This window comes from Pedobacter sp. GR22-6 (assembly GCF_037402555.1).
GTDB lineage: Bacteria > Bacteroidota > Bacteroidia > Sphingobacteriales > Sphingobacteriaceae > Pedobacter.
Genome location: NZ_JBBEUC010000002.1, coordinates 1,348,066 through 1,365,783 on the forward strand (window position 1 = coordinate 1,348,066; position 17,718 = coordinate 1,365,783).

Annotated in this window: 15 protein-coding genes, 1 tRNA gene and 1 other RNA gene; 8 read left to right on the forward strand and 9 right to left on the reverse strand. The window is 42.9% G+C overall.

Annotated features, from left to right (window positions below):
* Positions 1 to 26: 26 nt before the first annotated feature.
* Positions 27 to 1,163 carry a TlpA disulfide reductase family protein gene (locus WAE59_RS13420; protein WP_337856480.1) on the forward strand — a complete coding sequence of 379 codons (1,137 nt, stop codon included), beginning with the start codon at positions 27 to 29 and terminating at the stop codon, positions 1,161 to 1,163.
* A 19-nt stretch (positions 1,164 to 1,182) separates the two neighbouring features.
* Entirely contained in the window at positions 1,183 to 2,310 is a 1,128-nt protein-coding gene (locus tag WAE59_RS13425) for a TlpA disulfide reductase family protein (protein ID WP_337856481.1), read from the forward strand.
* A 40-nt stretch (positions 2,311 to 2,350) separates the two neighbouring features.
* Here the strand turns inward: WAE59_RS13425 and WAE59_RS13430 are convergent, their stop codons facing one another.
* Complete coding sequence (locus tag WAE59_RS13430) at positions 2,351 to 3,049, reverse strand: zinc metallopeptidase (RefSeq protein ID WP_337856482.1); 699 nt, start codon at positions 3,047 to 3,049, stop codon at positions 2,351 to 2,353.
* Positions 3,050 to 3,184: 135 nt separating this feature from the next.
* Between WAE59_RS13430 and WAE59_RS13435 the strand changes: the two genes are divergently transcribed.
* Together WAE59_RS13435 and WAE59_RS13440 are read left to right on the forward strand one after the other, a co-directional pair.
* A complete protein-coding gene (locus WAE59_RS13435) occupies positions 3,185 to 3,907 on the forward strand; it encodes an RluA family pseudouridine synthase (RefSeq protein WP_337856483.1) in 723 nt (240 codons plus the stop codon).
* Between the two features lie 11 nt (positions 3,908 to 3,918).
* Positions 3,919 to 5,700, forward strand: coding sequence for a chloride channel protein (locus WAE59_RS13440; RefSeq protein WP_337856484.1), 1,782 nt, complete (start codon positions 3,919 to 3,921; stop codon positions 5,698 to 5,700).
* Between the two features lie 10 nt (positions 5,701 to 5,710).
* Here the strand turns inward: WAE59_RS13440 and WAE59_RS13445 are convergent, their stop codons facing one another.
* Together WAE59_RS13445 and rnpB are read right to left on the reverse strand one after the other, a co-directional pair.
* Complete coding sequence (locus tag WAE59_RS13445; RefSeq protein ID WP_337856485.1) at positions 5,711 to 7,120, reverse strand: sigma-54-dependent transcriptional regulator; 1,410 nt, start codon at positions 7,118 to 7,120, stop codon at positions 5,711 to 5,713.
* A 56-nt stretch (positions 7,121 to 7,176) separates the two neighbouring features.
* Positions 7,177 to 7,554: RNase P RNA component class A (gene rnpB / locus WAE59_RS13450), an RNA gene on the reverse strand.
* Between the two features lie 132 nt (positions 7,555 to 7,686).
* Here rnpB and WAE59_RS13455 point away from each other — a divergent pair.
* Positions 7,687 to 8,439: an NUMOD1 domain-containing DNA-binding protein gene (locus WAE59_RS13455; protein ID WP_337856486.1), complete on the forward strand. Its 753-nt coding sequence runs from the start codon at positions 7,687 to 7,689 to the stop codon at positions 8,437 to 8,439.
* 85 nt (positions 8,440 to 8,524) lie between these two features.
* A tRNA-Pro gene (locus WAE59_RS13460) sits at positions 8,525 to 8,598 on the forward strand.
* Positions 8,599 to 8,675: 77 nt separating this feature from the next.
* On the opposite strand, the gene WAE59_RS13465 is transcribed toward WAE59_RS13460, so the two are convergent.
* The 4 genes from WAE59_RS13465 to WAE59_RS13480 all read right to left on the reverse strand — a co-directional run bounded on the left by WAE59_RS13465 (position 8,676) and on the right by WAE59_RS13480 (position 12,488).
* Positions 8,676 to 9,929 (reverse strand): tetratricopeptide repeat protein, encoded by a 1,254-nt coding sequence (locus WAE59_RS13465; RefSeq protein ID WP_337856487.1) that lies wholly within the window; start codon positions 9,927 to 9,929, stop codon positions 8,676 to 8,678.
* Position 9,930: 1 nt separating this feature from the next.
* Complete coding sequence (locus WAE59_RS13470) at positions 9,931 to 11,238, reverse strand: AAA family ATPase (RefSeq protein ID WP_337856488.1); 1,308 nt, start codon at positions 11,236 to 11,238, stop codon at positions 9,931 to 9,933.
* 274 nt (positions 11,239 to 11,512) lie between these two features.
* Positions 11,513 to 11,926: a YeeE/YedE family protein gene (locus WAE59_RS13475; protein ID WP_337856489.1), complete on the reverse strand. Its 414-nt coding sequence runs from the start codon at positions 11,924 to 11,926 to the stop codon at positions 11,513 to 11,515.
* A 1-nt stretch (position 11,927) separates the two neighbouring features.
* On the reverse strand, positions 11,928 to 12,488 hold the full coding sequence (locus WAE59_RS13480) for a YeeE/YedE family protein (RefSeq protein ID WP_337856490.1): 561 nt from the start codon (positions 12,486 to 12,488) through the stop codon (positions 11,928 to 11,930).
* A 228-nt stretch (positions 12,489 to 12,716) separates the two neighbouring features.
* Here WAE59_RS13480 and WAE59_RS13485 point away from each other — a divergent pair, with 228 nt between their 5' ends.
* Positions 12,717 to 13,529 (forward strand): MOSC domain-containing protein, encoded by an 813-nt coding sequence (locus WAE59_RS13485; protein WP_337856491.1) that lies wholly within the window; start codon positions 12,717 to 12,719, stop codon positions 13,527 to 13,529.
* Positions 13,530 to 13,532: 3 nt separating this feature from the next.
* Here WAE59_RS13485 and WAE59_RS13490 read toward each other — a convergent pair whose 3' ends face one another.
* Positions 13,533 to 16,763, reverse strand: coding sequence for a gliding motility-associated C-terminal domain-containing protein (locus tag WAE59_RS13490; protein ID WP_337856492.1), 3,231 nt, complete (start codon positions 16,761 to 16,763; stop codon positions 13,533 to 13,535).
* A gap of 162 nt (positions 16,764 to 16,925) precedes the next feature.
* Here WAE59_RS13490 and WAE59_RS13495 point away from each other — a divergent pair, with 162 nt between their 5' ends.
* Positions 16,926 to 17,294, forward strand: coding sequence for a hypothetical protein (locus WAE59_RS13495; protein WP_337856493.1), 369 nt, complete (start codon positions 16,926 to 16,928; stop codon positions 17,292 to 17,294).
* A gap of 1 nt (position 17,295) precedes the next feature.
* On the opposite strand, the gene WAE59_RS13500 is transcribed toward WAE59_RS13495, so the two are convergent.
* Complete coding sequence (locus WAE59_RS13500) at positions 17,296 to 17,718, reverse strand: c-type cytochrome (RefSeq protein ID WP_337856494.1); 423 nt, start codon at positions 17,716 to 17,718, stop codon at positions 17,296 to 17,298.

Here is a 17,718-nt window from a genome sequence, read left to right on the forward strand (position 1 = left end):
TGCGTTGTAATCTATAAATGAAAGATATGAAAAAAACAATATTTTCAGTTTTCCTGCTGCTGCCGCTAATGGCAGCAGCTCAAAAAAGCTATATCATTTCGGGTAAATTGCCCGAGGTGAAAGGCCCGGCTAAAGCATACCTTGTTTTATATAAAAATGAGGGCTGGAAAGAAGTAGATTCTGTGGAAATAAAAAATGGCCAGTTTCAGTTTAAAGGTACTGTAGATGAACCCCAATCTGCACTCATCACGGTTAGACGTAATGGTGCAGCTGATTCGGGTAATCAGCGCGACTCCCAAAGTTTTTTTATCGAAAACTCCAAGATCTCCATCGTTGGAACAGACCTCATCAGCAAAGCAAAAATCAACGGCTCAGTAGCAGACCGTGAAAATGCCGAAAGAGAGGCACAGATCAAGCCTGTCACCGCTAGCATCATGAAACTGCAAGACGAATTCGGTAAGAAAAACGCAGATGGCAGCTATGTAAAACCATTGGAAGAGCGTAAAAAGGCGGCCGACAGTATTCAGAAACTCGTGGCATTGAACAAAGAGATCAGCTTGAAATTTGCAGAGAGTCATCTGAACTCATTTGCCGGACTGTATGCATACAACATGTATGTGTTGGATAATCATTTTGAGCCTGCAAAAGTAGAACCCCTGTTCCATCGCTTTTCTGCTGCATTAAAATCTTCTCCGCTTGGCCAGCGCACAGCCGAGAAAATTGAGATCGGTAAGAGGCGTCAAGCTGGTGCTAAGGCTACTGACTTCACTCAAAATGACCTCAACGACAAGCCATTTACTTTATCTTCCTTAAGAGGCAAATATGTACTAGTAGATTTTTGGGCCAGTTGGTGCGGCCCCTGCAGAGCTGAAAACCCTAATGTAGTAAAGGCATACAATGAATTGAAAGGCAAAAACTTTGAGATCGTGGGTGTGTCGCTTGATTATCCAGGTGGTAAAGCAGTCTGGGCGGAAGCCGTTAGAAAAGACGGATTGCCATGGATCCATGTTAGCGATCTGAAGGGCTGGAAGAACGAAGTCGCTGTTATGTATGGCATCAATTCCGTTCCGCAGAACCTTCTGATTGATCCGCAGGGAATGATCATCGCTAAGAACCTGAGGGGAGAAGCACTGACCGAGAAACTGAAGGAACTGATTAAATAATCAACCTATTAAAATCATCATGAATATTAGAAACACAATCGCGCTAGCCCTAATGCTATCTGCAGGGAGCAGTATGGCTCAGGATAAATTTGAGATCGCTGGAAAACTTCCGGCTGCTGCCAAAGATAAAATCGTTTTTTTGAGTTACAAAAACAGCGAGGGAAAAGACGCCAAGGATAGTTCTACAGTTAAAAGCGGTAAGTTCAGTTTAAAAGGTACTACTGCATTTGGCAATAAAGCCTATTTAACTTTGGCTCCTTTGAAAAAGGATAGTAGCAGAAGAGGAACAGAAGACTATCAGGAGTTTTATCTGGAAAAAGGCAAGTACAAAGTGCTGATGAAGGACAGTATGAAAAATGCCTCCATCAGCGGTACCCAGGCTCAGGCAGATTTTGCCCTCTACAATTCAAAAACTGCTGTGATGCTCGCGGAGTTCAAGGACATCAGTCAGCGATTCGCGAAAGTATACTATGCGAAAGTAAAGGATACCGTACTGATCAAAAAAATGCAGGCAGAGGCCAAGCCGCTCTACGCTAAGATAGAGGCAGCAACAGATTCTTTTATTTTCAGCCATCCTGATTCGTATGTTTCCCTGGATCTCATCAGGGACAATAAGATGGCGGTCATAGATCCGGTAGCATTTGAGCCTTATTATTCTAAATTAAGTCCGAGGGTGTTGGCCAGCTTCACAGGTAAAAATGTGACAGCCAAATATGATAAAGCGAAACAGATAGCAATAGGAAAAAAAGTTGATTTTACACAGACGGACGACAAAGGCAATACTTTTCAGCTTTCTTCCCTGAAGGGTAAATATGTGCTGGTCGATTTTTGGGCCAGTTGGTGTGTCCCTTGCCGTGCAGAGAATCCGCATTTGCTAAAGGCCTACAACCAGTTCAAAGATAAAAACTTCGAAATTGTGGGGATTTCTTTGGATGAAACAAAAGCCGCCTGGTTAAATGCAGTGAAGCATGACGGGATGCCCTGGATCCAGGTAAGTGATCTTAAAGGTTTCAAAAGTGAAGTTGCAGTTAAATATGGTATCTCTGCGATCCCTCAGAACTTTCTGGTCGATCCTGAAGGAGTAATTGTAGCTAAGAACCTCCGTGGCGAAGATGTCGATAAGAAAATAGCTGAGTTCATCAAGTAATGATGGCCATGAAAAACCGGGAGTTCTGCTCCCGGTTTTTTTATTCCCTGTCCCTGCTGTTCATAAATAGCAAGATGTAATAAAATAGTGTTGCTATGGAGCTGATAGCCGCGACTACATAAGTTCGGGCTGCCCATTTTAGTGCGTCCGCTGCCTGATCATGCTCGCTTCCAATAGTGATTCGTTGCCTTTCCAGCCATTTTAACGCTCTTGAGCTGGCATCATACTCTACGGGAAGGGTGATGATCGTAAATAGGGTAGTGATAGCGAACAACACGATCCCAATCAGTAAAACGGTAGGGTTGGAGCGTCCTATCATGAAGCCCAGACCTGCCAGGATCACCCATTGAGAAAGCTGTGAACTGATGTTTACCAGCGGCACAATAGCTGACCGGAACTTAAGCATGCTATAAGCTGTGGCATGTTGAACTGCATGTCCGCACTCATGTGCAGCTACCGCTGCTGCGGCCACGCTTCTGCCATAAAAAACATCTTCGCTTAGGTTTACCGTTCGGTCTTCGGGATTGTAGTGGTCTGTAAGTTGACCAGGAGTAGATATCACCCGAACATTATATATTCCGTTGTCGCGTAACATCTGTTCAGCAATTTCTTGTCCGCTCATTCCATTTCGAAGTCCGACCTGGCTATACGCTTGAAACTTACTTTTCAGCCGGCCACTTACGATGAGGCCGACTACAAACATAATTCCTGCAATGAGGTAATATCCTGCTAATCCCATAATATGATCCGTTTTGATGAATATTTCGAAATGTCCAACTCTTATGCCAATGCTTTGGAACTGTCAATATTTCAGTCTGCAGGACCATATTGTCCCACTGAATCCGTACTTTTGTGCTTTACATAAAATTACCGAGTGAAGTATCCAAATTTTAAAGACCTCATCCTTTTCGAGAACGATGACTATATCGTCGTCAATAAACCACCATTTGTAGCCTCGCTAGATGAGCGCGGAGGTTCCGGCGAAGTCAATATCCTCCGCCTGGCCAAACAGTATTCAGATGATGCACAGGTTTGTCACCGTTTGGATAAAGAAACCTCAGGAGCGATTATCATCGCTAAAACTCCAGAAGCTTATCGCCACGCTTCGATGCAATTCGAGCGTCGCAAAGTTAATAAGGTTTATCATGCGGTGGTAGACGGACAATTTACTTTCAATGACTTGTTCATCGATCTGCCGATCCTTAACGATGGAAACAAGAACGTGACCATCGATAGAAAAGAAGGGAAGCGGGCAGAAACCTATTTTAATACGCTAAAAAATTACAGACATTATACTCTGGTTGAATGTAAACCCATCACAGGAAGAATGCACCAGATCCGGATCCACCTTGCTACGCAGCGTGCTGCAATTGTGGGCGATCATATGTATAAAGGAAAGCCGGTGTTTTTGTCAAGCATCAAGAAAGGTTATCGCTTGTCTAAAGACGAAGAAGAGCAGCCGATCATGAAACGTTTTGCCCTGCATGCCCGTTTTGTCACTTTCAAAGGACTTGATGATCAGGAGATCTTCATTGATGCACCATACCCTAAAGATTTTGCAACGCTCATCAAACTGTTGGATAAATTTGATGCCTAAACCCAATTGCGATGTATGTACGGATGGTCAATTATCTGGACACCATAAACCAATACCGGAGAACCAAGATCTCCAACCGTAACTTTCTGGTTATAGCTGCCCTGATTGTGGGGGTACTGGCGGGCTTAGCAGCTTCTCTGCTTAAAGCGGTGACCCACCACATCGAAGCTTTCTTGCAGGATGGATTTCATTGGGAATACAAATACTATCTGTTTTTCTTTTTCCCTTTTATCGGAATCCTGCTTTCTGTAATGTATGTCCGGCATTTCATCCGTAAATCTAAGTTTGAGACTGGTCTTACACCTGTGCTGTATAGCATCTCTAAGAATTCGAGTAAGATCGCCTTCCACAACATCTACTCGCAGATGATTACCGCTGCCTTGACCGTTGGTTTTGGGGGTTCTACTGGTCTCGAAGCACCGATCGTTACCAGTGGGGGTGGAATTGGTTCTGCCTTAGGACGATTTCTGGGACTATCCTATCGTGAAACTACGATGTTGCTGGCCTGCGGGGCTGCGGCAGGTATCGCAGCAGCCTTCAATAGCCCGATTGCAGGTATTGTTTTTGCCATTGAAATCCTGCTTCCCGAATTTACGATTCCCGCATTTATTCCTTTATTACTGGCTTCGGCTACGGGGGCAGTGGTAGCGCGGTTATTTTACAACGAACAACTGTTCTTTTTGGTTACGGAAGGCTGGAAACTGGATGCTCTTTTCTATTATATTGTATTGGCCTTAATTATAGGGCTATTCTCTATTTTTTTTACCAAAGCGAATAGCAACATCAAGTCTTTTTTTTATGGAATCCAGTCGCCCTACAAAAAGGTGGTATTGGGTGGTTTGATCCTGGGCATGATGGTGTTCCTTTTTCCCACTTTGTATGGCGAAGGCTATATTACCATCAAAAATCTTCTCGCCGGCAATTACGGTTCAGTAGTACAGAACAGTTTATTTTCCTCTTATAGCAATGTTCCCTGGATTGTCATCACTTTTACTTTAGTCACCGCTTTTGCTAAATCTGCTGCAACATTGGTGACACTTGGTGCCGGGGGCAATGGTGGAACATTTGCACCGAGTCTGATCATTGGTGGATTACTTGGCTTTGTGGTAGCTTTCACGGTCAATACTCTAGGTATTGCAAATTTAAGTATCCCAAATTTCATTGTTGCAGGTATGGCCGCATCCTTAAGTGCAATCATGCATGCACCATTGACCGGTATTTTTCTAATCGCTGAGATTACAGGGGGGTACATACTGATGGTTCCGCTGATGATCACATCCGCGATTGCGTACTTAATTAACCGGAGCAAATATCAGCATTCCATCTATACCAAACCGCTGGCTGAAAAGGGCGATTTACTGTCTCACGAAGATAAAGATACTACGGTACTGAACATGATGAAACTCAAATACCTGGTGGAAAAGGATTATCTGGTTTTGAATGAGGACGACCTGATCTCAGCTAGGATGAATGAAATCCTCCAGTCAAAACGTAATATTTTTCCTGTTCTGGACGAAGAACAGCATTTTAAAGGTTTGCTTTATGTAGAAGATATATTAAGGAAAGTCAATCAGGGTGGAGCATTTTCACTGCATGACATGGTTAGGTCAGCACCCGATATTGTCTTTATTGGAGACGACCTGAAAGTTGTGCTGCAGAAAATGGAAAAGGAAAACCTTTGGTTGTTGCCGGTGTTGGATCAGGAGTCTAAATACCTCGGCTTTATTTCGAAGACTGCAATATTTAATAAATACCGTGCGCTGCTCAGTAGGCAGGCCGATTATATGAAATGAAAAAGAACTGCTATTCAGCAGTTCTTTTCAATCCAAATTTTTCTATTTTGCTGTACAGGTGACTGCGCTGAATGTCGATGTCATCAGCCGTTTTACTCACGTTCCAATTGTTTTTCTCCAGTTTAAACTTGATGTATTCCCTTTCCGCGTGATCTTTGTAATCCTGGAAATTGCTGAAATTATCATAGTTAATGGAACCTGTGCTGTTACTTGAATGGTTACCATTTCCTCCGGCCTGTGCTGCACCGATATTGGTACCACCACCTGGGTTGGCAAAAGCCACCACGTCATGCTCTGTAATTGTTTTATCGCTCAGGATGATCAGACGTTCGATCATATTGTGCAACTCGCGGACATTACCTGACCAGGGAAGGTTCTGCAATGCAACCATTGCAGTGTCACTGATTTTCTTGACCGGCATGCCATAGTCTTTGCATATGTCCTCCAGGAAGCTCTGTGCGATCTCAGGAATATCTTCAATCCTTTCCCTCAGATGCGGAACATGGATGTTGATCACGTTCAGCCTGTGGTATAAGTCCATCCGAAAATTGCCATCTTCAATTTCTTTTAATAAATCCTTGTTCGTTGCGGCAAGTACGCGCACATTTACTTCCAATTCCTTTTCTCCGCCAACACGCGTGATTTTGTGTTCTTGTAGTGCGCGAAGTACCTTGGCTTGCGCAGATAGACTCATGTCGCCAATCTCATCCAGGAAAAGTGTACCACCATTCGCCAGTTCAAATTTACCTATCCGTTGTTTAACGGCAGAGGTGAAAGATCCTTTTTCGTGTCCAAAGAGTTCACTTTCAATTAATTCGGAAGGAATTGCTGCGCAGTTTACCTCAATAAGCGGGCTGTCGGCCCGGTTAGATTTTTCATGCAACCATCTTGCAACCAATTCTTTACCGCTACCATTTGCGCCAGTGATCAGCACACGGGCTTCGGTAGGAGCAACGCGCTCAATGGTTTCTTTGATTTTGTTGATATTGTCTGAACTACCAAGGATATCCCTGGTTTTGCTGACCTTTCTTTTAAGAACCTTAGTCTCCGTTACCAATGTGCCTCTGTCGAGGGCATTTCTAACGGTGATCAGGAGCCTGTTTAGATCAGGCGGTTTAGAAATAAAATCGAAAGCGCCTTTTTTACTGGCTTCAATTGCGGTTTCAACAGTTCCATGACCGGAGATCATGATAAAAGGAAGATCAGGACTGTAAGCGAGTGCTTGTTCGAGCACTTCCATACCGTCCATTTTATTCATTTTAATGTCGCAAAGTACCAGATCATATTTTTTCTTTTTGATCAGGTCCAGGCCATCAACACCATTGTCAATATCATCAACCTCGTAATTTTCGTATTCTAAGATTTCACGTAATGTGCTTCTTATTGCTCTCTCGTCATCAATTATTAACAATTTTGCCATAGGGTATTGCTCAGTATATTTATTATCCGCGCTAATATATTGTTTTTATCAAAATAAAAAAATGCAAGCCTGTAAGCCGGGTTCTGTTCCCGGTAAAAATACCGGGTTTCTACCATTAATCCAGGACAAATGTTGCCATTTGTCTCTAACGACCTACCCACTAACATCGGACGGGCAGCCCTACATGCGTTAGCCTATTTGGTCTTTCAACTCCCGGGGTTTACCAACCTCGCCATCACTGGCAAAAGTCGTGAGCTCTTACCTCACGTTTTCAACCTTACCTGTACCTTTCGGCCATCGGCGGTGTATTTTCTGCGGCACTTTCCATAGCTCGGGTGTTCAGCCCCAAGCCTCTTCCCGTTAGGAAGCGAGATGCCCTGTGTTGCCCGGACTTTCCTCTCCGAATGAATCGCAGCGATAGAACAGCTTGCATTTTTGTTGCGAAGATAGGTAAAAAACCTATTTTTAGTTCTATTGAACCAAAATGGATTTTTATATGTTTTGATAAATAACTAATATTACCGCGATAATTCAATAGATTTATTTATTATAATGTTAATTCAAGTATGTTAAAGATTAGCAGGTATTCGCTAAAAGGCCAATTCCTTCAAAGCTATTCGAGCGTGGCCGAAGCTGCAAAGGCAATGGAAACTGTGAGAACAAACATCACCCGTGCATTGGATCCCGAAACAGGTGCTACCGCCTGCGGTTACATATGGCGGTATGGGATGGAGCCGGAGATCGATGTACAGGCTTTGCTGAAAAAGCGTCCTTACGCTGGTGGTTCACCGCTTTCCAAGCAACAGCAGAAAATTGGACAGTATGATATGGAAGGAAACCTGGTAGCAACTCATATCGATACAAAAGCTGCAGGAAGGGCAGTGGGTGTACATTATCAGGGCATCCGAAAAGTAATCAACGGACGGGCATGGACCTATGGTGGTTTTATTTGGAGAAGATCTACGAAGAAAAAAATTGCCGTAGCCTCACGTATCATTGACATTAAGTTTGGCATTTCCCAGTACGATCTTAATGGACGCTGGATGAGGTCATTTAAGAGTGGTTTAGAGGCTTCCAGGATTACCGGGATTGGTAATGATAACATTTCAAGGGCCATCAATGATGAAAATACCATTACCGCAGGTGGATACCTGTGGAGAAGGGGACAGGCATTACGCATCAATATCACCGAACTCCGTAAAAATCCCCATTTTCCGGGATCAAAGCTCAGTACTCACCTGAAAAAAACACGCCAGAAAAACCTCGAACAAATGACTCTGGAGCAGAAGGAAAACGAGAAGGTGAAGCGTGTTTTGTAGTTTTTAGATATTTGAGAATGTTTTTTGAAATTTCTACAAATATTCTAAATTTGCGCCACATTTACGGTAATAACCGATTTGTTTTCGGGATGTAGCGTAGCCCGGTATCGCGCCAGCATGGGGTGCTGGAGGTCGTGGGTTCGAATCCCGCCATCCCGACACTTTTAAGTGTTAATCAACACTAAAAGCCCTTAAATCATTGGTTTTAAGGGCTTTTTTAGTGTTATTTGATTTTTTTAATAGTCTTCTTTAATAATCAGGAAATTGGCCACCCACTGAAAAACTATAAAACCAAATATAAAAATAGTAGTCATCACATTGAATGCTACATCGGTTAAAAATACCTGAACAAGTGCAGAAATGCCGATTATTGCCATAGCGGCAGCATATATTGTTAATGAGTTTTTATTTTTCGAAGGGGAAAACATCACGCTGCAGATGGGCATCATCGCAAAACCGAAGGCGGCAAGAATCAAATATTTTTCCGCCGATGAGGTAAAATACAATATCAGTCCCAGTATAAATATACTCAGACTTGCAGCAACAAAATTTGAACTCATTTTTTCCTTTTTGTCGAGCAGTAGCTGACCGTATCGGTTAAACCGTAGGAATAAATTACTGACTGGCGTGATGACCCAGGTTGAAAAAGCAACTAGCGCAAGGCCAATAATTAAAGGGGTTAGGTAGGGCTGAAGGGTTTCGTTATTATTGGCAATTGTCCTTAATGCGCTGGAAAAGAAATAAAAACCAATGATTACTGCCCACTGATATTTCGCAGTCAGGTTGCTCATCCAAAAGGAATATTTCAGGAAAATCCGGTACACAGGATTACTTGCCTTCAGTGCTTCAAGCATACCAACTTGAGCATAGTTGAATGTGGGGTCGTTTTGTAATGCCTCTTTAAAATGTTCCAGTGCTTTTTTATGGTTTCCTTTTTCTAACAAACCCCAGCCATAATTGGCATGTGTGTAAGCATTGTTTGGATCCTCCCGCAATGCTCCTTCAATCGTTTCAAAAGATTCTTCAGTTCTGTCTAGCTTGTTCAATGCTGTGCTTCTGGTATTTAGGGCCAGTAAGTTTTCAGGATCAATTTCCAGTGCCTGGTTTGCGATTTCCAGTGCTTCACTAAATTGTTTACGTCCCAGGTGGATATTCGCCAGCAAAGCAAAAAACTCAGCACCAAAGGGATCCAGCAAAATCGCCTCGTTAATGTGTTTTTCTGCACTTTTCAAATCATTCTGCTGGATGGCAATCCGGGATTTGATATAAAATAAATGTGGTGCATCTGGCGATAGACCGATAGCCGTATCAATTATGACATTGGCATCATCAAATTTGTCTTGTTGCAGTTTTATTTCCGCAAGTAAGGACAGGAAATATATATCGTTGGGATCCTCTGAAAGCAGGTCTGCAAGGACTTGTTCTGCCTCCGAAAATTTTTTCTGTTGGATTAAAATCTCAACTTTTAATAGCCTGTGGTCTTCTGTCATGTTACTTTTTGATTTTCAGGTACGTTAAAATGTCATCGTAAAGCCCTGAGTCATTTGCGAACATCGCGAAATTCTTCGCTGTAGAAAACCATTCCTGAGTGCTCGGCTTATGTTTCTTTAAGGCGTTTATCAAATCGTTTGTTTCCAGGGGTTTAGGGATGCCGTCGCTGAATGAGTCTTCTAGTTTTTGTTCAATAGCAATATCTATGATCGCATCGAGGTCGGCTCCTGAGTAATTTTCTGCTTTCTTGCCAATGGCTTCCAGATCCATCGTTCCTGTCGGCTTATTGTTCATTTTCAATTTTAAAATAGATGTTCTGGTTTTTGCATCGGGAGGTGGTACAAATACAATTCTATCGAACCGGCCGGGGCGTCTGAATGCAGGGTCTAAACTCCAGGGGGTATTTGTTGCTCCGATGATCAAAACCCCCTCATTTGTGCTGTCGATCCCATCCAATTCCTGAAGGAACTGATTGATCAGGTGTCTGCCACTCGATTGTTTCATGTCGCTCCGACTTGCGCCCAACGCATCAATTTCATCAATGAACAAGACACATGGAGTATTTTGACGAGCCAACTCAAATATTTCATGAAGATTTTTCTCACTATTACCTATCCACATGTCCAAAATATCATTGAGGCTAACGCTGATGAATTTTGCATTTACCTGACCCGCTGTTGCTTTAGCAATGAATGTTTTACCGCAACCCGGAGGGCCATATAGCAAAATTCCACCACCGATCTTTTTGCCATAAGCTTTATAAAGTTCAGGATGAAGAAGCGGTTTTATGATTTTTAGCTCTATTTCTTTTTTCACTTCATCCATACCACCTACATCACTAAAATTGATAGTTGGCTTTTGTAGAAAACGATTGTCTGTTTCTTCTTCGGTTTCCTCTGCATCTAATGTGCCCCTGAGCCGGAGCTGGTCATCAAGTTCTTCGTCAAAATATCCCGGTTTAATCGTCAGGGCTTTCTGATAGGCCTCAATGGCTTTTGCATGTGAGTTTTCTTTGAGCAATCCTTTTGCGTAGAGCGTATACACTTCAATATCATCGCTTCCTTTGTCAATCACTTCCTCTAAAATCACGTTGCATGCCGAATAACTGCCTTTTTTGAAAAACACTTTTGCAAGTCCAATTTTTGGCTTGATGTCATGGGTCAATCTAAGTAGTGCTGAATATTCTGATTCTGCCTCGTCGAGCCTGTTTGATGTCAATAAAGTTTCAGCAAGGAGAAGCCTTAGTGGTGTATTGTCGGGCGATTGTTTTAGCGCTTCCCGTAAGCTATCGATGGTGTTGTCGCTCATAGTTTGAATATTACTGTCGTCTCTCTTCAGTCAAATCTATCATTAGATTTCAGATATTCAAAGTATAAAACGAGGTTTTAATCGGACCGATGTTTACCATTCTACTACTTCGCTAAAAAGGGGCTCATAAGTGATTAAGCTATACTTTGTAAGGGTCAGTATATACTTTATCCTTACAAAACACTTGTCAATCCCCTTTCAATCTTATCTGAGCCTGGTATCATTAGTAATTTGACTGGGCTTTTTTTTCAGCAGGTTATGAATGTTAAAGGCATCAATGGGGGAGATGATCTTTAATGATTCCGTAAAGGAATGTTCCTGCTAATGCGCCAAGCACAACAAGCCCCATAGAAATATATCCATATCCAATGTTTACAAACATAGGTCCTGGACAAGCTCCGGTAAGCGCCCATCCTAGTCCAAAGACAGTACCGCCAATAAGGTATCTGGGCCAGCCTTTCTTCTTGTCCTGAAATCTGATCTGCTGACCTTCAACATCATTTATGTTATTTTTTTTGATCAGGTAAACTGCAATGAGACCAAAAAATACTGCTATTCCAATAATTCCATACATATGAAATGATTGGAATCTGAACATTTCCTGGATACGATACCAGGATATGGCTTCGGATTTTGCCATTACGATTCCAAAAAAGATCCCTGTCAATATGAATTTTAATCCTTTCATCCTATTTCAAAATTATTGGTAGCAGAAAATGAGTCATAATTAATCCACCTATGAAAAATCCGATCACGGCAATCAATGAAGGCAATTGTAAGTTGGATAATCCACTGATCGCATGGCCAGATGTACAGCCACCCGCATAACGTGCGCCGAAACCAACCAGAAGTCCCCCAATTAAAAGGATCATTATATTTTTTACATCGCCTAATGATTCCATACTGAAGAGTTGATGAGGATTAAGTGCTCCGTCAAAATGAATGTCTATCTTTGAAAGATCAGCGATGGTTTGTGGGGATAATGCCATAGGTTCTTCGCTTCTCAACAATGTACCGGCGATTATACCGCCTAAGATTGCCCCTAAAAGAAAAAAAAGGTTCCATTTTTGTGATTTCCAGTCGAAGTTGAAGAACGCTGAATATTTCCCGGCTCCGGCAATAGTGCAAAGGGTTCGTAAATTGGAAGAAAAACCGAAAGATTTTCCGAATAAGAGCAGTAGCACCATAATGACAGCAATAGCCGGTCCAGACAGGTACCATGGCCAGGGATTTCGCAGTAAATCTAACATACGCTTGGTTTTGATCTGTGATAAAACTGCAAATTACTAAATAAGCAATAAGGCTCTCCAACTAATTTAAAATGACTTGAAACTATTTGCGTCTGAATTTTAGCATATTGTAATATCAGGAGGATGAACGGTTTGGCTACAGTGTCTTGTTTACAAAGGTCAGTTTTTTACAACCTGGCCCGGAACAAATGATTAGCTAAACTTGTTTTTTGCTAACTTAGTTGCGTGATGAACAAGTTCCATTTATCTGATATATATGTTTATCCCATCAAGTCGCTGGGGGGGATTAGACTTGAGGAAGCGCGAATAGAAGATAAAGGACTGCAATACGATAGAAGATGGATGCTTATCGACGAAGCAGGAACTTTTATTACCCAAAGAAAACATCCGACGCTGGCGCTTTTACAGGTAGACATTGTAGATACAACACTCGTCGTCTCGAATCGATTATTCCCTGAAGAGCGGATAGTGTTTCCGATCAATGGAAATACCGGGCTGAGCCAGCCTGTTGTGATTTGGGACGATGTTTCCACTGGCTTTGAAGTTGATGAGAACGTGAGTCAATGGTTTTCTGATTTTATGAAGATGAAGGTGAAATTGGTTGGGATGCCTAAGGAAGAAAAGAGGAAGGTAGACCCAAGGTATGCAGTGCAGCATGAAATTGTCAGTTTTGCTGATGGTTATCCTTGTCTGATCATAGGACAGTCTTCCCTGGATGGCCTCAATGTAAAATTGGAGGAACCGGTACTTATGGATCGTTTTCGGCCGAATTTTGTATTCACCGGCGGTGAACCACATGTTGAAGATCGGTTCAGGACTTTCGAATTGTCAGGGATTTCCTTTAGTGCGGTAAAGCCATGCGCCAGATGTGTACTGATAACTGTGGATCAGCAGACCGGTGTCAAGGGAGCTGAGCCCTTGCGTACACTAGCCGGTTACCGCAGTATCAATAAAAAAATTCTTTTTGGGCAAAATCTCCTTCATGAAGGCGAAGGTATGATCCGGGTTGGCGATGAACTGAAAGTCAAAACTTGGAAATAAGGATCAACGCATAATGGTCAGACTACCTTTGAGTATGCCGCAGGCTCTCCTGAAATCAACGATGTAATAATAAGTGCCCGATGGGAGATCTGCGCCGTTTGATTTGCCGTTGAATGGAGTTTTATATCCGGCAGATTCAAATACTTTGGTTCCGTAGCGGTTGTATATGTTAACGGTTACTCCGGGATAATTGGTGATTCCTGGGATCAGCCATTCATCATTCTGCCCATCACCATTTGGGGAAAAGACATTTGCTATTTTGCCAATACCATCATTTTCTATAGTTACTTTGAAGGATGATGGCAAACTGCGACATCCACCGTATTCAAAAACAGCTGTGAAGTTCTGACTCTGGCTGACGTTTACATTGAATATACCCGTACTGCTTTTCTCTATGAGATTACCAGCCTGATTGTAAATCATATAGCTGCCCTGCACGGGCTGTAAGACCTGGATGAGGACTTGTCCGGCAGTACATAGCTTGATATCGTTGACAACAGGAGGCGACAAGCTTCGGCCTTGATCCAGAACTGAGTACGTTATGATTTGTCTGCTGCAACTCAATGCATCTCCAATCGTCAGCTGGTAATTTCCCGCTTTAAGTTGGTCGAGAACTTGGGACGAACCCAGTATGCGATCGTCTTTGTCTCTCCATTCGTAAAAATATGGCTGCTGTCCGCCGCTCAGGGTTGGTGCAGTAATTTTTCCTTTTCCGATGCCACATTCGTCGTGCTGTATTGAAGCCGAACTGTGGTCTATACTTGCAGCCTCCGTGTTCAATATAGCATATTGCTGAAGAAATTGTTCGCAGCCCAAATCGTTGGTGATATAAAGATCGTATTTCCCGGGTGGGATATTCTCTAGAATCCTGGCATTGCCCACTATTTGTCCGGAACTGTTTTTCCAATGGTAGGCTACAGGCTGATCTGCCGCAAAAATGACTTCAATTCTGCCATTGCTTAGTCCGCATTGTGCATTTCGGATCACTTTGGTGGAGCTGTAGTTTCTGCTGCTTTGAGAAAGCGAAATGGTAAATTCTTCAGTGGTCATAATACAGAAAGAATTTCCGACCATGAGGCGATAATTGCCAGGGGGCATGTAGTCTAGTTCCAGGGTGTTAGAAACAATGGTGTTGCCCGCGTTGATCCATTTGTAGGTCGTGGCACCTGTAACCACTATTCCTGAAATTCCACCGTTGCTTTCATTGCAGCTTGCGTTTTTTATGGACGCGGAAGCATGATCTATATGAATGCTATTGGGGTAGGCCTGGAGCAAGTAAGGGCCAAATTCTCTAGTACATCCTGCTGAACTGCTGATGCGTAAGCGGTAGCTGCCAGCGGGCACATTGGTCAGTTCCCTGTCGTTGCCCTTAACTTCATCATTGGAATCGATCCATTCCAGACTTGCGTGGTTGATGGGAAATATATTTAGAATGGAGCCCCCCTTGTTACAGGTGGGCTGAATTAGCTGGGGAACGGAACTGGTAGTCAGTTGTGGCATCCGGTCCTGGATGGTAATCCAGCCCGATTCCACACTACAACCAAATTGATAGGCTTTTAGTTTATATTTTCCAGCGATCAGGGTTTCAATATCTGATGTGGTGCCCACTACTGTGCCCGCTTCATTCACCCATTCAACCCTTTCGGCATTAACAACGATAGGACCTATTATTTTGCCTAATAGGTTGTCGCAGAACTGCGGGACTATGGAAAATGAGTGGGTGGCATCGGAAAACATGTAAATCCTGGGATCGGAAAACTCCGAAGTCATCTGATTCAAAGTTGCAGAAGCCAGGACAGATAAACCAGTTTCAATTGCACCATCGTAGCGCCATTTCCCGTTGGCATCTGCGGTGACCGTCGCAAAATACCGTTTTGGCTGGCAATTACTGCATTCAGGACCCGTATAGTAAAGTTCTACTCTCGCGGCGGCCTGGGTGGTACCCGCAACATACGTTGGTGTTTTTTCTTTTAGAAAGACCTCCAGCGGTTTTCTGGATGGACCTGTACCGATGAAAAGAAAAGGTAAACCGGTGTTGCAATACAAAACGTTGTGGCTCAATTCTAAATTTGTAGTATTTTTAGCACCAATGACAAACTGCTCGTGGGGAAAGGATGAAATGACACTGGTATTGGTGATCACATTTCCATCAGATACAGTAGTGCCGCCTACCAGGACTCTTCCCTTAACGTCCAAAAACCTGAGCGCATGGGCTGCTATGGGCAGGTTTTTACTCCCATCACGGGAGCGGCCAAAGAAATTGCGTTTTACATCGATATTGGCATTGTCGAGTCCCCCGAAACTTAAACCAGAGCCAAACACGTTGTCTAAAACCTGGATACTAACGGAACCGGTGTGGTCCAGGTTGACGTCAGTAACAAGGGAATGGACGATTGAGTTTAAGGCAACTGTTACAATGGGATGTTCTTCATTCCGGTTTGCGGTGAAGATGTTGTTCCTGATCTTCAGCACTACATTTTCCGTGAGCAGTTCATTTTGAGCAGAGAAATCAATTGCCATAGATCCGAAGATGATGTTGCCCTCTTCAGAAAGATCACCTCCGATCAGGGCACTGTGAACTCGCTTTAAGCTGAGACCTGTAAGTACCTCGGTGCCGATATCAAGACCATTTTCCTTAATGCCCAGGTAGTTGTTTTTGAAAGTCAGGTTTTGGATTTGATGTGCTGCGGCATCCCGGTAATTGACAGCAATGCTATTTACGTTGTAGAATACATTGCCTTTGTCCGCTGCTCCGATGATGACCTCCTTATTGATCCCTGAAAATTCAATGGGTGTGATGGAGTTGGTATAGTTGGGAAAGGTGTAGGAAAAATTCCGGATCACCATACCGTACATTTCAAACCTGTTGAGCCCGTTTACACTCATTAAGATAAAACCATTGGAGGAAGAGGGACGATCTACGCCATCAAGTGTTACCTTCGCATGATTCACAGCAGCTTCCTGACCGGGCTGACTGGAGCCATCAATGACCAGGTCAGTAGTAATTTCCGGTAAGTCGGACAAAAGTTTAATGACATGGTCTGAAGCTAAAGCTCCCGGAATATTAAAATAAATGTGGTCAATTTCCGCATTGCCATTAGCTCCGGATCTTACGATAGCTTCTCGTAAAGTACCAATGCCTGCATCGGCTTTGCTTGTGACAATAATATCCTCGGCCAGGGATAAATGTCCCCAGCTCAGCAATAGGAATAAGAATAGCAGTCTTAGTTTCAATCCAAAATCGCCCTAAGTAAATGGATAGCTAATTTAATATTTTTTTACAGTGTAAGGTAATGCTGTTTTTAAGAAAGTGATGGGGATCACATTTTTATCTGATTGGGATTATTTGAAGGGAGGTGTATACCTGAGACCTTTGTTGTATAAATTTTATCAATCATGGCTACTTTAAAAACAACTGTCGCTGCCAACTGGAATAACCACATTGAAACTGCAGCAACTCAAACTGTAAAAACTGATAAAGGTATTTGGACAAAATATCTTGCTTTCGTCGATGGTCAGCGTAATAACCGAACGTTATGGTTTTTTATCTCATTGATGATCCATGCTACTGTTTTTCTGCCCTTACCTATTTTGCTCATCGGTTATTTCAATGCCCCAATAGCAGTACTTGGTGTAACTATGGTTTCCTTCTTCGCTAATTTTGTAGCGAATATGGGCGGATCAGGTATTAGGACTACTTTGAGCTGCTTTTTCGCCAGCATCATCATCCATGTGGGTATGACCGTTCTGGTATTAGCCTTGTAAACTATTCGCAGTTTTTTAAATCGCTTGCAACATTTTCGGGTGTATAATGGCCTTGTTTGTTCCCAAAAGAATTGCTGATGTAAACAATTAACTGGGCGATATCGATATTGGCTAATGAGGGAAATCCAGGCATTTTCTCCTGATACTTCTTTCCATTAATACTGATCTCTTCATTCAGTCCGTTCTTAATGTAACATGCAATATTTTGTTTGTTGGTTTTCAGGAAGATACTATCGGTAAGGGCTGGGGCCAGTTCTCCAAGCCCTTCACCTTTTGCCCCATGGCAATTTTGGCAGTTCTTGATATAGATGTCCCTTCCGTTGGTGTAGTAAATGTCTTGCTGCAGCTGGGCAGCATTCTGACAGGAATAAACTGCCATGCTGAGTGTAGCAGCAAAAAATATTAAGCTAAGGGATTTACGCAT

What these genes read in the sequence shown, in the direction of transcription:
- WAE59_RS13500 (WP_337856494.1), bottom strand. Translation starts at nt 17,718, where the DNA reads ATGCGTAAATCCCTTAGCTTAATATTTTTTGCTGCTACACTCAGCATG.
- WAE59_RS13455 (WP_337856486.1), top strand. Translation starts at nt 7,687, where the DNA reads ATGTTAAAGATTAGCAGGTATTCGCTAAAAGGCCAATTCCTTCAAAGC.
- WAE59_RS13475 (WP_337856489.1), bottom strand. Translation starts at nt 11,926, where the DNA reads ATGAAAGGATTAAAATTCATATTGACAGGGATCTTTTTTGGAATCGTA.
- WAE59_RS13485 (WP_337856491.1), top strand. Translation starts at nt 12,717, where the DNA reads ATGAACAAGTTCCATTTATCTGATATATATGTTTATCCCATCAAGTCG.
- WAE59_RS13425 (WP_337856481.1), top strand. Translation starts at nt 1,183, where the DNA reads ATGAATATTAGAAACACAATCGCGCTAGCCCTAATGCTATCTGCAGGG.
- WAE59_RS13445 (WP_337856485.1), bottom strand. Translation starts at nt 7,120, where the DNA reads ATGGCAAAATTGTTAATAATTGATGACGAGAGAGCAATAAGAAGCACA.
- WAE59_RS13465 (WP_337856487.1), bottom strand. Translation starts at nt 9,929, where the DNA reads ATGACAGAAGACCACAGGCTATTAAAAGTTGAGATTTTAATCCAACAG.
- WAE59_RS13480 (WP_337856490.1), bottom strand. Translation starts at nt 12,488, where the DNA reads ATGTTAGATTTACTGCGAAATCCCTGGCCATGGTACCTGTCTGGACCG.
- WAE59_RS13495 (WP_337856493.1), top strand. Translation starts at nt 16,926, where the DNA reads ATGGCTACTTTAAAAACAACTGTCGCTGCCAACTGGAATAACCACATT.
- WAE59_RS13470 (WP_337856488.1), bottom strand. Translation starts at nt 11,238, where the DNA reads ATGAGCGACAACACCATCGATAGCTTACGGGAAGCGCTAAAACAATCG.
- WAE59_RS13440 (WP_337856484.1), top strand. Translation starts at nt 3,919, where the DNA reads ATGTATGTACGGATGGTCAATTATCTGGACACCATAAACCAATACCGG.
- WAE59_RS13420 (WP_337856480.1), top strand. Translation starts at nt 27, where the DNA reads ATGAAAAAAACAATATTTTCAGTTTTCCTGCTGCTGCCGCTAATGGCA.
- WAE59_RS13430 (WP_337856482.1), bottom strand. Translation starts at nt 3,049, where the DNA reads ATGGGATTAGCAGGATATTACCTCATTGCAGGAATTATGTTTGTAGTC.